Annotated in this window: 11 protein-coding genes; 1 reads left to right on the top strand and 10 read right to left on the bottom strand. The window is 35.8% G+C overall.

Going from position 1 to position 14,058, the window contains the following annotated elements; all coding sequences use genetic code 11:
• The first annotated feature begins 31 nt into the window (after positions 1-31).
• A complete protein-coding gene (locus tag A9D35_RS16155; protein WP_066224935.1) occupies positions 32-1,225 on the top strand; it encodes a DegT/DnrJ/EryC1/StrS family aminotransferase in 1,194 nt (397 codons plus the stop codon).
• 215 nt (positions 1,226-1,440) lie between these two features.
• On the opposite strand, the gene A9D35_RS16150 is transcribed toward A9D35_RS16155, so the two are convergent.
• The 10 genes from A9D35_RS16150 to A9D35_RS16105 all read right to left on the bottom strand — a co-directional run bounded on the left by A9D35_RS16150 (position 1,441) and on the right by A9D35_RS16105 (position 14,055).
• A complete protein-coding gene (locus A9D35_RS16150; RefSeq protein ID WP_066224934.1) occupies positions 1,441-1,992 on the bottom strand; it encodes a carboxymuconolactone decarboxylase family protein in 552 nt (183 codons plus the stop codon).
• 72 nt (positions 1,993-2,064) lie between these two features.
• The gene (locus tag A9D35_RS16145) at positions 2,065-2,628 is read right to left on the bottom strand and encodes a TetR/AcrR family transcriptional regulator (protein ID WP_066224932.1); all 564 of its coding nucleotides are present in this window, start codon (positions 2,626-2,628) and stop codon (positions 2,065-2,067) included.
• A 95-nt stretch (positions 2,629-2,723) separates the two neighbouring features.
• The gene (locus tag A9D35_RS16140; protein ID WP_066224929.1) at positions 2,724-3,287 is read right to left on the bottom strand and encodes a TlpA family protein disulfide reductase; all 564 of its coding nucleotides are present in this window, start codon (positions 3,285-3,287) and stop codon (positions 2,724-2,726) included.
• Between the two features lie 65 nt (positions 3,288-3,352).
• A complete protein-coding gene (locus A9D35_RS16135; RefSeq protein WP_066224927.1) occupies positions 3,353-4,231 on the bottom strand; it encodes an anti-sigma factor in 879 nt (292 codons plus the stop codon).
• 72 nt (positions 4,232-4,303) lie between these two features.
• The gene (locus A9D35_RS16130; RefSeq protein WP_066224925.1) at positions 4,304-4,975 is read right to left on the bottom strand and encodes a Crp/Fnr family transcriptional regulator; all 672 of its coding nucleotides are present in this window, start codon (positions 4,973-4,975) and stop codon (positions 4,304-4,306) included.
• Positions 4,976-5,099: 124 nt separating this feature from the next.
• Positions 5,100-7,370, bottom strand: coding sequence for an aconitate hydratase (locus tag A9D35_RS16125; protein ID WP_066224923.1), 2,271 nt, complete (start codon positions 7,368-7,370; stop codon positions 5,100-5,102).
• Between the two features lie 215 nt (positions 7,371-7,585).
• Entirely contained in the window at positions 7,586-10,372 is a 2,787-nt protein-coding gene (locus tag A9D35_RS16120; protein ID WP_066224921.1) for a bifunctional aconitate hydratase 2/2-methylisocitrate dehydratase, read from the bottom strand.
• Positions 10,373-10,837: 465 nt separating this feature from the next.
• Positions 10,838-11,791 (bottom strand): AAA family ATPase, encoded by a 954-nt coding sequence (locus A9D35_RS16115; protein WP_066224919.1) that lies wholly within the window; start codon positions 11,789-11,791, stop codon positions 10,838-10,840.
• A 1-nt stretch (position 11,792) separates the two neighbouring features.
• Positions 11,793-13,241 carry a peptidylprolyl isomerase gene (locus A9D35_RS16110; protein WP_066224917.1) on the bottom strand — a complete coding sequence of 483 codons (1,449 nt, stop codon included), beginning with the start codon at positions 13,239-13,241 and terminating at the stop codon, positions 11,793-11,795.
• Positions 13,204-14,055 carry a peptidylprolyl isomerase gene (locus A9D35_RS16105; RefSeq protein ID WP_141675559.1) on the bottom strand — a complete coding sequence of 284 codons (852 nt, stop codon included), beginning with the start codon at positions 14,053-14,055 and terminating at the stop codon, positions 13,204-13,206. Before A9D35_RS16105 ends, A9D35_RS16110 begins: the two co-directional genes overlap by 38 nt.
• Positions 14,056-14,058: the final 3 nt, after the last annotated feature.

The following is a 14,058-nucleotide window of genomic DNA, read 5'->3' as shown; positions in this document are numbered from 1 at the left end:
GTAAATTTACCTTCAATTTTAAATATACCTCATGCCTGGATTTGAACTGTTTGGAAGTGCCGAACAAAAGGAAGTACAAGATGTACTAGATAGCGGGATTTTAATGCGTTACGGTTTTGATGCCATGCGAAATAATCACTGGAAAGCCAAAGAATTAGAAACCGAATTGCAAACACAAATGCAAGTAAAACATGCGCAATTAGTATCTAGTGGTACGGCTGCGGTTTCGGTTGCCTTAGCAATTGCCGGTGTTGGCGCTGGAGACGAAGTTATTTTACCAACCTTTACCTTTGTCGCTAGTTTTGAAGCTGTCTTGATGCTTGGAGCTATTCCTGTATTAGTCGATATAGACGACACGTTAACTTTAGATATAGATGCTGTTAAAGCTGCCATTACACCTAAAACAAAAGCTATAATGCCTGTTCATATGTGTGGTGGGATCGCGCATTTAAGTGCATTAAAAGAAATTTGCAAAACCCATAATCTCAAACTTATTGAAGATGCCTGCCAAGCCATTGGAGCGACGTATCAAGGAATACCTGTAGGTGCTCATGGTGATGCTGGGTGTTTGTCATTCGACTTTGTAAAAACAATTACTTGCGGTGAAGGTGGAGCTGTACTAACCAATAGTGATGATTTGGCAACTTGGGCAGATCATTATAGCGACCATGGTCACGACCATTTGGGGACCGATCGTGGAGCGGAAAGTCATCCGTTTTTAGGCTATAATTTTAGAATTTCTGAGCTTCATGCCGCTGTGGGTTTAGCACAAGTAAGACGTTTAAATGATTTTATAACCATTCAGAAAAAACATTTTACAGTATTAAAAGATGCTTTGTCTACTATTCCTGAAGTGACCTTTAGAACCATTCCTGAAGGTGGAGAGGAAAATTATTCATTTTTAAGCTTCTTTTTACCTGATTTAGAAACTACGCGTGCTGCTATGAATGCTTTAAAAGAAGCCGGTATTGATGGAAGTTTTCATTATTACGATAATAATTGGCATTATGTTAGACGTTGGGAACATTTAAAAGGTGTAAAAACCTTATACCCTATGTCTCAGCAAATACAATCTGGTCTTAAAGAATTAGAAGGAAAAACATTTACACAATCCGATCATTTCATAGGCCGAAACATTTCATGCTTAATAAAATTATCATGGACCGAAGACGAGGTAAAGCTTAGAGCTTCAAAAATGGTTGAAGCCATAAAAAGTGTGCTATAAATTTTAATACAATAGATAATTTAAAAGCGGTAATAATGTATACATCACTACCGCTTTTACTTTAATTAAGATTCCCCTACCCCAACTATAATTTTCAATAAATCCTCCTTTATTGTAAAATGGATTTCTACTTAATCTAAACTACATTTCAACCAAATAAAAAACCTTCCGAATTCTCGAAAGGTCTTTATCTTACATTACTATTTTAAAAATATTTATTTCTTCTCCCAAGCAAATTCCTGGAACGGCGCATCTACCGCAGTATTTGCAATATGATTCGTATAATTACTAATTACTTTTTGCGATAATCCTAAAATGATTTCTAAAACCTGCTGTTCACCATAACCAGCATCGTAAAAGGCTTGTAATTCTTCTGGAGTGACATGCCCACGATTACGAGTTACTTGCAAAGTAAAAGTGCGCAACGCTTCTAACTTAGCGTCTTCAAGAGGAGTTTCGTTACGTAAAGCTTCTGTAATAGCATCATCTACCTTCATCATTTTTGCTATGGCAGTATGGGCAGGAACACAATAATGACATGCATGCTCTACGTTAATAGTTTGCCAAACAACCGTTAATTCTTCTTTATTAAATGAAGATTCTGTAAACAATTTATGCAGTGTTTGGTAAGCTTCAAGTGTTTTAGGAGCTCCGGCTAACACACCATGTAAACCTGGAATCATGCCGTTAGTTTTTAAAGAATCTTCTAATAAAGCTTTACTTCCTTCTGGAGCTGTTTCGATATTGTGTACTTTCAATGTGGTCATAATTTATCTGTTTTAATGTATTATTATTTATATGTTTCTAAACGATTGTTTAGATTATGGTTAAAAAAATAGTTATATATTTTTAAAGACCATTTCTATGTAATCATTTATTTCTTCTTCGTTATTTACTCGTGATGCTGTCGCCAATCCGTGTTTAGCTAACACTAAAAAATTGGCTTGCTTTAGTATGGTTGCTTCATCTTTTGTTGGGTCCATTTTTAGTTTTTCTATAAACATATCTTTAAGGTTATCTACAAATTCCGACATCTGCTTATTCACAACCTCATCTTCACTTCCCGAAAATTCATGATAGGTATTAGTTACCAAACACCCTTTTTCATTATCCTCTAATAGTCCGATAGCAACCGAGTCGTAAAAAAACTGTTTAATATCTGAACTTCCGTTTGAGGCGTTTTTAAACTTTAAAAATATATCGGCTACTTTTGTTTTATATGATTTTAAACTTTCCAGAAAAACTCCATGTTTACTACCAAAACTAGAATATATAGAGAATTTATTTATGCCCATTTCTTTTTCAAGCATTTGCATAGACGTGTTTTCGTAACCATTACGCCAAAATAAGCGCATGGCTTTTTCGATAACCTCTTCTTCTATATATTGCTTTTTTCTAGCCATAAATTTTAATCTACAGGACAAAACTAAACAATCGGTTAGTAATAAGAAAACCTTTTAACATTTAATTATTATTAACCTGAAACAGGATAGTACTATTATTCTAAAATTAGTCTATTTATAGTTTCTCTTACGCTATCGCTATTCCAATTTGCCGCTCCCGTTTTATCTATGACGATACTACCCTCTTTATTAATAAGTAGTGCTCTTGGAATTCCTGTTGTGTTTAATTGATCAGGAACTGTAGATCTTGATTGATGTACTGGAATATCATATTGATGCTTATTTAAAAATGCTTTAATAACAGCTTGGTCTTCATTCGAAACGAATAGAAATTCTATCTTGTTATGATAATCATTATATAAATCGACTAAATGAGGCATTTCGGCAATGCAGGGCGGACACCAAGTAGCCCAGAAATTGATTAACACCACTTTACCTTCTGCGGTTCTAAAATCGTAAGAATTACCGTTTAAATCCACCAATTTCCAGTGATAGGAATCTAATTGCTTTTGATTCTCCTTTTGAGTAACAGACGGACCAAATAATGCTAATCCTTTTTGAAGAAAGATTTGAATGGGTGTGCGTGTTTGCGGAATTATTAATAGTAAAATAAATCCAAGAAACACGATATTACTACGTTGCGATTTTGATAGTTTCATTGCAAAAAATAAAGCATAACTTCAGTATTGAAATTATGCTTTAAATCTACCAAAATTAGTTGTTTTTATCTATTTACAGAACCAGAAATAGTACTAACAGGACCTTCACCCATAGTAATAACTGTATGATTCATGGCATCTGAAGGGACCACATGAGCCAAGGGTTTAAAGGTAAATGGTGCCGTGCTATTGTCTGGAACCGGTTCTACCGAAACCACAATAGTCACTCCTTTTAAGTCTGTTGGGAACGATAAACCGTCTGGCGCATTTTGTAAAAAGTCTTCTCCAGGAAAACTTGGTCCATCACCATCATCACCTTTATAAGGCGATGTAAAGGCATTATCATCAAAATCTGAAACCGTTAAAAACGTTCCCGTACTTACTGGAACACCGTTAATCACAGCCCAACCTTCGTAAATCCATCCGCCGTTTAATTCCGGAAGTTCTAAACCTGTTTCTGGTGTACCAGAAGAGTTGTCTAAAAACCAAACACCGCTTTCTTCGTTGGTGTCATCCATATCGGTTGGTGTCGCTAAAATATAAACACCAGATGCCGCTGAAAAATCTCCAACTAGTCCTGTTGAATTCACATTTGCTGTATCTCCAGAAAAATCACCAGACAATATTTTAGTTGTTGCTGGTGCCGGATCATCATCTACTTTAGGTTCTATTGAAAGCACAAAAGCAGATGCATCTTCTAATTCTGAAGTTCGTACATCGAAAGTTTGAGGAAAGGTAACACTTGAAAATACACCGGTTGAAATTGGTGTTCCGTCTACAATAATCCAGCCTTCATAAACATAATCATCACCCAAATCCTCGAGTCCGTCAAGGTTTAGAGTTAATTCTGACATATCTACTTCACTGGAATTATCATCATCATTGTTACATGAGGTTGTAAGAAAAGCTAGTGCCAAACTTGCAAATAACATTTTTTTAATCATAACATTTTTATTTTTAAAATTTAAAGTTCAAATTAACAATCTTATGATTTCTAAAATGTTAGCTAGCTAACATTATGCTGATTTGTAGTACAATCTAATCTCTTTACGGTTAAAATCTATAAGCTGATCTTCCTTTAATTCGTTTAAAAGAATATTCAATGTAGGTCTTGATGTTCCTATTAATGATGCGATATCACCTTGGGTGTACGGATGTTTTATGACGCGATCTGACGAGGTTTTACTTTTTGATCCATATTCCCGAAATAAATCTTCTAAAAACTCTAAAAGTCTTGTTTTAGCATCTTTAAATAAAAGCAGCTCTAAACGGCGTTCCAATTTTTTAAATCGAAATCCAATAAATTTATAAATCTTAATACTAAAATTCTGATTTTGTCTCATAAGATCGTGCATCGTATCGACACCTATAGGGCAAATTGCAGTGTTATCGGTTAAAGCTTGCGCAAATTCTTCGCGCTTCTCTTCCCCTAACATGGCTTTTTCTCCAAACAATTCTCCTTTAGATAAAATAGCCTTAACCACTTCCTGTCCTTCTTCCGTATAATATCCAACTTTTACTTTACCTTTTTCAATAACAAACACTTTGTTTGAGGTGTCTTGTTCAAAATAGATATAATCCTTTTTATCATACGTATCAAAACTGTGGTTTTGTTTAAAACCGGCAAATTTGTGTGGACAAAGCACTTTAAACAGATTTACATCTTCAAAAAACCAAATTGCACTCATATATTAATTTTGATTAATTGCTTTCTCATTTTCAAAAAATAAAAGCAAAGAGAAAGATACGTATAAAATCAAAAAACTCCTAAGCGAACTTAGGAGTTTAAATATTTAGAAAGCGTTTCCTTATTTAGGCCGCGTTTTCTTTCTTAATTAAATTTAAGGCAGAACCTTCTTTATACCAGGCTATTTGCGCAGCATTATACGTATGGTTTGCGGCAATTACATCTTTGCTACCATCGGCATGTACAAACTCGATATGTAAAGGTTTGTCTGGAGCAAATTCGTTTAAATCTAAGAAGTTGATGGTATCATCTTCCTGAATAAGATCGTAATCGGCTTCATTAGCAAAAGTTAAACCTAACATCCCTTGTTTTTTAAGGTTGGTTTCATGAATACGAGCAAATGATTTTACTAATACTGCAACTACTCCTAAATGTCTTGGCTCCATTGCTGCATGTTCACGAGAAGATCCTTCTCCGTAATTATGATCGCCAACAACTATAGATTCTACACCAGCTGCTTTATAGGCTCTCGCCGTATCTGGCACACCACCATAATCGCCAGTTAACTGATTTTTCACAAAATTTGTTTTCTGGTTATAGGCATTTACTGCACCAATTAAACAGTTATTAGAAATATTATCTAAATGGCCACGGAAACGCAACCAAGGTCCGGCCATAGAAATATGGTCTGTAGTACATTTTCCAAAGGCTTTAATAAGTAGTTTAGCACCTGTTATCGAATCGCCAATAGGCTCGAAAGGCGTTAATAATTGTAAGCGTTCTGACTCTGGGGACACCACCACTTGTACATGACTACCATCGGCTTCTGGAGCAAGGTATCCGTTGTCTTTTACTTCAAAACCTTTCGGAGGTAATTCCCATCCTGTTGGTTCATCGAACATCACTTCTTCTCCATCTTCATTGATCAGCTTATCGGTCATCGGATTAAAATCTAAACGTCCAGCAATTGCTATGGCAGCCACCAATTCTGGTGATGCTACAAAGGCATGGGTATTTGGATTCCCATCGGCACGCTTGGCAAAGTTTCTGTTGAAGGAATGGATGATACTGTTTTTCGGTGCATTTTTAGGATCGCTGTAACGCGCCCATTGCCCAATACAAGGACCACAAGCATTAGTGAATATTTTAGCATCTAATTTCTCGAAAATTTCTAGGATGCCATCACGTTCGGTCGTATATCTTACTTTTTCAGAACCTGGATTAATTCCGAATTCTGCTTTCGTTTTTAAGTTTTTATCTAAAGCTTGTTGGGCTATAGACGAGGCACGAGATAAATCTTCGTAAGAAGAGTTCGTACAAGAACCTATAAGCCCCCACTCTACTTTTAAAGGCCAATCGTTGGCAGTAGCTTTCTCGGTCATTTCTGAACCTGCTCGAGTCGATAAATCTGGTGTAAACGGACCATTTAACAACGGAGTTAATTCCGATAAGTTAATTTCAATAACCTGATCGAAGTATTCCTCTGGATTTGCATACACTTCTGGATCGGCTGTTAAATATGATTTAATTTCATTTGCAGCATCTGCAACATCTTCACGTTCTGTGGCACGTAGGTAACGCTCCATAGACTCGTCGTAACCAAAAGTAGAAGTTGTAGCACCAATTTCTGCACCCATATTACAAATCGTACCTTTTCCTGTACAGGACATAGAGGTTGCACCTTCGCCAAAATATTCTACGATAGCTCCTGTTCCTCCTTTTACAGTAAGAATTTCGGCAACCTTTAAAATCACATCTTTAGGAGCAGTCCACCCCGAAAGGCTTCCTGTTAACTTCACCCCAATTAATTTAGGAAATTTAAGTTCCCATGCCATCCCTGCCATAACATCTACAGCATCGGCTCCTCCTACACCAATTGCCACCATACCAAGTCCGCCGGCATTAACCGTATGCGAATCGGTACCAATCATCATTCCTCCTGGAAAGGCATAGTTTTCTAAAACCACTTGGTGAATAATCCCAGCCCCTGGCTTCCAAAATCCGATACCATATTTATTAGATACCGATTCTAGAAAATCGAACACTTCACTACTCACATCGTTAGCGTGTTTTAAATCGGTTTTAGCACCATCTTTTGCTTGAATTAAGTGATCGCAATGCACCGTTGTAGGTACAGCGACTTTATCTTTTCCGGCTTGCATAAATTGCAATAGCGCCATTTGTGCAGTAGCATCCTGACACGCAATACGGTCTGGAGCAAAATCTACATAATCTTTACCTCTAACAAATGCTTTATTTGGGGTTTCATCCCATAAATGAGAATATAAAATCTTTTCAGATAATGTTAATGGTTTTCCTTCTATCTCACGGGCTTTATCTACACGACTAGCCATGTTAGAATACACCTTCTTTATCATATCAATATCAAATGCCATATAAGTCTCTTTTTTAATATATAATTCCCTCTAATTTAGAGAAAAAAAAGAAAATTTAGTTAGCATGACGTTAAAACTAAACTTATTTAGACTCGATATACTTAATCAAATTAAAATCTATCTTGTTATGCCGTGAGCAAAAAAAAACCAAGCTCAGTCCGAAACTGAGCTTGGTTAACTATTATTATAAGCTTTGCTAAATTGTCTGAGTATATCTAGACTGCTGCTGTGCTTAATTGTTTTTGAGATGGTTTAAAGCGTGTTAACACAATTCCGTCTACGGCTGCTTCATATTCTTCCATAGTAGGTGTACGACCTAAAATAGTAGATAACACGACAACCGGAGTAGAAGACAATAAAGATTCTCCTTTTTTCTCGCCTGTATCTTTTACCACACGACCTTGGAATAAACGTGTAGACGTTGCCATTACTGTATCTCCTGGTTCTGCCTTTTCTTGGTTACCCATACACAAGTTACAACCTGGACGCTCTAAATACAACATGTTTTCGTATTTGGTACGGGCTGCCCCTTTTGGTGCATTATCATCGAATTCGAAACCTGAGTATTTTTGTAATACTTCCCAATCGCCTTCTGCTTTTAACTCATCTACAATATTATATGTAGGAGGTGCCACAACTAAAGGTGCTTTAAATTCTACTTTTCCGTGTTGTGCTTCAATGTTTTTCAACATTTGAGCTAATATCTTCATATCGCCTTTATGTACCATACAAGATCCTACAAATCCTAAATCGACTTGCTTAGTTCCGCCGTAATAGGATAACGGACGAATTGTATCGTGCGTATAACGTTTAGATACATCTTCGTTGTTTACATCTGGATCGGCAATCATTGGCTCAGCAATTTCATCTAAATCGATAACAACCTCAGCATAATATTTCGCATTAGCATCAGGTCTTAACGCTGGCTTAGCACCAGATTTAATTTCTGCAATACGGTTATTCGCTTTATCTACTAAACCTTGTAATACTTGATTATCGTTATCCATACCTTTTTTAATCATGATTTGGATACGATCTCTAGCGATTTCTAAAGATTCGATTAATGTGTCGTCTTCAGAAATACAAATTGAAGCTTTAGCTTTCATTTCTGCCGTCCAATCTGTAAAGGTAAACGCTTGGTCTGATGTTAAAGTTCCGATATGTACTTCGATAACACGCCCTTGGAATACGTTTTCACCTCCATATTGCTTCAACATTTGTTGTTGTGTTGCGTGCACCACATCACGGAAATCCATATAACTTCTCATAAGTCCTTTAAAGGTAACTTTAACCGACTGTGGAATTGGCATAGACGCTTCTCCTGTTGCTAAAGCTAAAGCTACAGTTCCTGAATCTGCTCCAAAGGCAACACCTTTAGACATACGCGTATGCGAATCTCCTCCAATAATGATATCCCAATCGCTTACTGTAAGATCGTTTAATACCTTGTGAATAACATCGGTCATCGCATGGTAGTTTCCTTTAGGATCACGACCAGTAATTAATCCGAAGTCGTTCATAAACTTCATTAATTTCGGGATGTTCGCTTTAGACTTATCATCCCAAACAGAAGCTGTATGACAACCTGATTGGTAACCTGCATCTACGATAGGTGAAATAATAGTTGCTGCCATCGCTTCTAATTCTTGCGATGTCATTAACCCAGTAGTATCTTGAGACCCTACAATATTTACTTCTACACGTACATCAGAGCCTGTATGTAGGGCTTTATCTGTAAGTGTTCCTACGGCATTTTTATTGAAAATTTTCTCTACTGCAGTTAAACCTTGTCCTTCAACATGAATTTCTTTTGAAGGCGCGTAAACAAGAGGCATATTGATACCTAATACTTTTGCTGCTAAGGTTTGTAATTTTTTACCAAATACAACAGCATACGATCCTCCTGCTTTGATAAATTCCATTTTTTGTGGCGTTAAAGACGCAGAAATATCAATTAATGCTTCGCCATCTTTATATAATTTTTTCTCTTTGGTATTGATAGTTAATACCGTTCCTGTCTCTACAGAATATACTTCTTCTAATACAGGATCGCCATTGGCATCTACAACGGCATTACCAGCCGCATCTACTTGTTTCTTCCAGTTTTTTAAATCGATTCCGATACCTCCTGTTACACCAACAGTAGTTAAGAAAATAGGAGAAATTCCGTTTGTACCAGCAATAACTGGTGCGAAATTGATAAATGGCACGTACGGACTAGCTTGGATACCTGTCCAAAGTGCAACGTTATTAACACCAGACATTCTAGACGATCCCACTCCCATGGTTCCTTTTTCTGCAACTAACATCACACGCTTATCTGGGTGCTGTTCTTTAAGCGCTTTAAGCTCGTTTTGCATGTCCTTATTATGTTCGAAAATACACTGTCCGTGTAATTCTCTATCCGATCTCGAATGCGCATCACCACCTGGCGATAATAAATCGGTTGAAATATCTCCAACTCCTGCAATGTAAGTTACGATATCTATTTCTTCTTCTACTTCTGGTAATTTTGTAAAAAATTCTGCCTTAGCATAACTTTCAAGAAGTTCTTTAGCAATGGCATTTCCACTTTTATAAGCGGCTTCTAAACGTTCAGTGTCTGCTTCGTAAAGGAACACTTGTGTTTTAAGAACTTCAGCAGCTTGTTTAGCTATAGATTCATCATTACCCAATGCAAGGTCTAATAGCACTTCTACAGAAGGGCCACCTTTCATATGAGATAACAACTCCAAACCAAATGTTGGCGTAATTTCTTTTACGATAGATTCTCCTAAAATAATGGCTTTTAAGAATTTTGCTTTTACAGTGGCTGCAGCAGTAGTTCCTGGTACGACGTTGTAAATGAAAAACTTAAGAGAATCTTCTCTGTTTGCGTTATCTACATCTTTAATTTGTGTAATGATTTCGCTTAACAATTCTGCACCATCAATTGGTTTTGGATGAAGTCCCTGCGCTTTACGCGCTTCGATCTCCTTGATGTAATCTTTATAAGTAGTCATAAATACTATTGTTTTGTCTATATTAGATACGAGTAAGTTTATAAAACATAATTTTTGTTTATCAAAGGGCGTAATATGCACTAAAGCAAAATACAGCAAAGCGCAATCGTTATAATTCGTTTTGCGTGTAAAAAACCTTCTTTTTAAAACCCTACAAACATAAAAAAATTAAAGCTATTTTTTTAGATAAAGCTTGCAATACAACCACCTTTCTAATCACTCTATGATTCTGCTAATTTTTTAAATTAAAATTTAACAATTCCTTAATTTACACCTTAAAAACCAATTAAATATTGAAGATATCTTAAGATTTTTTGAAGATGTTATAAAACGATTGCGCAACACGCTTAAAAAATGAAAAATATTAGATAAAAAACAACCAAAAGTGTGTCCTAGACGGCAAAATATTTGAAACAATAAGCATAATATTAAACAGATATTATACTATTATAATCCTGAAAATATTTAAAACAAACTTGTAATAATATCTTGTTCTGAAATGCCTTCTGCTTCTGCTTTATAATTTCGTATAATACGATGTCTTAAAATTCCGAAAGCTACGGCTTGAACATCTTCTATATCTGGAGAAAATTTACCACGAATAACAGCATGAGTTTTTGCCGCTAAAATTAGATTTTGAGACGCTCGTGGCCCAGCACCCCAGTCGATATAATTTTTAACCAACTCTGGAGCTTGATCTGAATTTGGTCTGGTTTTTCCAACCATGGCAACCGCATACTCAATAACATTATCTGCTACAGGAACACGACGCATAAGTTTTTGAAATTCTACAATTTCACTGGCATTAAACAAGGGATTTACCGTAATTTTTCGATCTGTTGTCGTCGCTTTTACCACATCGACCTCTTCCTTAAACGAAGGATAATCTAAGTGAATAGCAAACATAAAACGGTCTAACTGTGCTTCTGGCAATGGGTAAGTCCCCTCCTGCTCAATAGGGTTTTGAGTGGCAAGTACAAAATAGGGTAAATCTAATTTATAATGATGTCCCGCAACCGTTACCGAACGTTCTTGCATCGCTTCTAACAAAGCGGCTTGGGTTTTAGGTGGTGTACGGTTAATCTCGTCGGCAAGAATAATATTAGCAAAAACGGGTCCTTTTATAAATTTAAAATGACGGCTTTCGTCTAACACTTCGCTTCCTAATATATCGCTAGGCATTAAATCTGGTGTAAACTGTATACGCTTAAAATCGAGCCCTAAAGCTTGAGAAATGGTATTTACCATTAAGGTTTTCGCTAATCCAGGTACTCCTATTAATAGGGCGTGACCTCCAGAGAAAATTGAAATTAGAATCTCCTCAACCACCTGATCCTGACCAATTATGACCTTAGATATTTCGGTTTTTAAAGCGCTAAACTTCTTTACAAATTGCTCTACAGCAGCGACATCAGACATATTATTTTTTTAACCAGTTACTAGCAAATTCACAGTCTCTATACGTTCCATTAATTTTAATGTACGTATCAGAAATCGTTTCTTTTTGCCATTTTGCTACAGCCTCTATACGTTTTTCGTCTAAGGCTAATTCTTTAATTTTAAGAAAATCTTGAGCGTAGTTTGCAACATGCTCGTCTACACGACCAGTAACAGTAAGTATTTTAAACTTAATTCGTCCTGTACGATCTTGGTCTTTTAACACTAAACTTAACTCGTTATCTTTTAAATGTTGAATTTGCCCATATAATTCTGGGTCCATTTTAGTTAACTCGAAATTATAATCTTGAGTTGCCGGATTTATTAATTGTCCGCCATCAAATTTTGTTTCTTTTTCGTCACTATATTTTTTCGCTGCTTCGGCAAAAGTAATCTCTTCGTTAACTAACTCTTCTCTAACCTTGTCAATTTTTTCTTTAGCCAGTTTAATTTCTTCATCAGACACCTTAGGGATTAATAAAATATGACGCACATCGTATTCTTGTCCTCTAATTTTTTCAAGATAAATAATATGATACCCGAATTCTGTTTTAAAAGGATCTGAAATTTCACCTTCTTTTAAACTAAAGGCAACTTGTCTGAACTCCTTAACCATTCTTGGTTTTTTACGATTTAGAGTATACATTCCTCCACTAGCTACCGAACCAGGATCTTCTGTATACAGTACGACTTTAGATCGAAAACTTGCACCATTTTCTATAACATCGGCCTTTATTTCTTTTAATCTATCTATTACTTTCTGATTTTCTTCATCGGTAACTTTAGGTTCTACTACAATTTGGGCAACGCGTAATTCTGTTCCGAATGTTGGACGATCTTCTTTAGGAATATCATTAAAAAACTCACGAACTTCTTCAGGTGTTATTTCTACCTCCTCAACAATTTTATTTTGCATCATCTGAGCTAATTTCTGACTCTTGTTTATTTCAAACATTTCGTCTCTAAAACTTTGTTCGTCATCCTTATTATATAACTTCAATAAGGCATCCATAGAACCATTTGTTTGTTGTAGAAACTGCTGAATTTGCTGATCGACATACGAATGGATTTCTATGTCTGAAACCACTAAACTATCTTGAACTGCTTGATGCGCATATAATTTATCTTCTAACAAACGCCCGAATAATTCACAACGCGAAATTTCAGCTGTATTTACACCCTGGGCTTCATATTGCATCCTGATTTTATCTACATCAGAATCTAAAACAATATGCTCGCCAATAACAGCTGCAACACCATCAATTTTCTTGGCTCCTGCTGTTACTACAGAATCTTTTACTTTTTTAGGCTCAACGACTTCGTCTGGGATAACTTCTTGTGCGAAAACACCATTTGCACAAAGTAATAAGCTTAAGATTAAAGCTTGTTTTAGGTTAATTATAAATTTCAAATTGTTTGTTCTTAATTGCATCTTTAGTAATATCTTTTTCTAAATCTCTAATGAGTTCTAATTTTCTTTTATTAATTACGATTTGATCGATGGTAGGTTTTACGTACTCTAATGGTGCCGTGCTTCCTCGCAATAAAACGTCGTTAACATGCATCAAATATACTCCTAATGAATCTTTGAGTTGTATAAAATTAGATTTTTTTAACAGTTGATCTTTATTTACCGCAGAAACCACTGGAATCTTGCTTAAAACTTGACTCACTTTAATCCAAATAGAATCGTTTAAAGCATAGGATTTAAACTGAATTGAGATAGAATCTAACTCCTTTTTATCCTCTGAATTAAAGCGCTTAAACTTCGTTTCTAAGTCCTTATAATCTAATCTATTTTCATCTACATTTATGTAGCGAAACTTGATAAGATCTTCGTTTAATTTAAAGGCTTCAATATTAGCATTATAATAGCTTTCGGCCTCTTGTTTAGAAACTGCTGTATCTACACTACGGGTTACTAAGGCTTCTAAATAGGCTTTAGAATATAAATCGTTTTTATATTGATTTACTAAACGTTGAAAGTTGTTAAGTTTGGTTTCGTTTAAATTTCGCTTTGCACCTTCTACCAATAATTCTTGAGTCGCCCAACGGGTAATATAATTTTGAACCAAAAGTGTACTGTCCTCTTTAGAGGTCCCGCTGTTTACCAAATCTTTTATATCTTCTTGATATAAATACGAATCGTTTACTCTGGCCACAGGAATGCGAGTATCTTCTGTTTTAAAAAGTTGGCACGAGCTTAGCCCTAAAAATGCCAACAGTATGAGAACGCTATACTTCAATGA

The sequence above is a fragment of the Formosa haliotis genome, assembly GCF_001685485.1.
GTDB classification, from domain to species: Bacteria; Bacteroidota; Bacteroidia; order Flavobacteriales; family Flavobacteriaceae; genus Formosa; species Formosa haliotis.
The sequence above is the reverse complement of the archived record's forward strand: the minus strand, read 5'-3'. Positions and strand labels throughout refer to the sequence as shown.

What these genes read in the sequence shown, in the direction of transcription:
- A9D35_RS16155 (WP_066224935.1), top strand. Translation starts at nt 32, where the DNA reads ATGCCTGGATTTGAACTGTTTGGAAGTGCCGAACAAAAGGAAGTACAA.
- A9D35_RS16150 (WP_066224934.1), bottom strand. Translation starts at nt 1,992, where the DNA reads ATGACCACATTGAAAGTACACAATATCGAAACAGCTCCAGAAGGAAGT.
- A9D35_RS16145 (WP_066224932.1), bottom strand. Translation starts at nt 2,628, where the DNA reads ATGGCTAGAAAAAAGCAATATATAGAAGAAGAGGTTATCGAAAAAGCC.
- A9D35_RS16140 (WP_066224929.1), bottom strand. Translation starts at nt 3,287, where the DNA reads ATGAAACTATCAAAATCGCAACGTAGTAATATCGTGTTTCTTGGATTT.
- A9D35_RS16135 (WP_066224927.1), bottom strand. Translation starts at nt 4,231, where the DNA reads ATGATTAAAAAAATGTTATTTGCAAGTTTGGCACTAGCTTTTCTTACA.
- A9D35_RS16130 (WP_066224925.1), bottom strand. Translation starts at nt 4,975, where the DNA reads ATGAGTGCAATTTGGTTTTTTGAAGATGTAAATCTGTTTAAAGTGCTT.
- A9D35_RS16125 (WP_066224923.1), bottom strand. Translation starts at nt 7,370, where the DNA reads ATGGCATTTGATATTGATATGATAAAGAAGGTGTATTCTAACATGGCT.
- A9D35_RS16120 (WP_066224921.1), bottom strand. Translation starts at nt 10,372, where the DNA reads ATGACTACTTATAAAGATTACATCAAGGAGATCGAAGCGCGTAAAGCG.
- A9D35_RS16115 (WP_066224919.1), bottom strand. Translation starts at nt 11,791, where the DNA reads ATGTCTGATGTCGCTGCTGTAGAGCAATTTGTAAAGAAGTTTAGCGCT.
- A9D35_RS16110 (WP_066224917.1), bottom strand. Translation starts at nt 13,241, where the DNA reads ATGCAATTAAGAACAAACAATTTGAAATTTATAATTAACCTAAAACAA.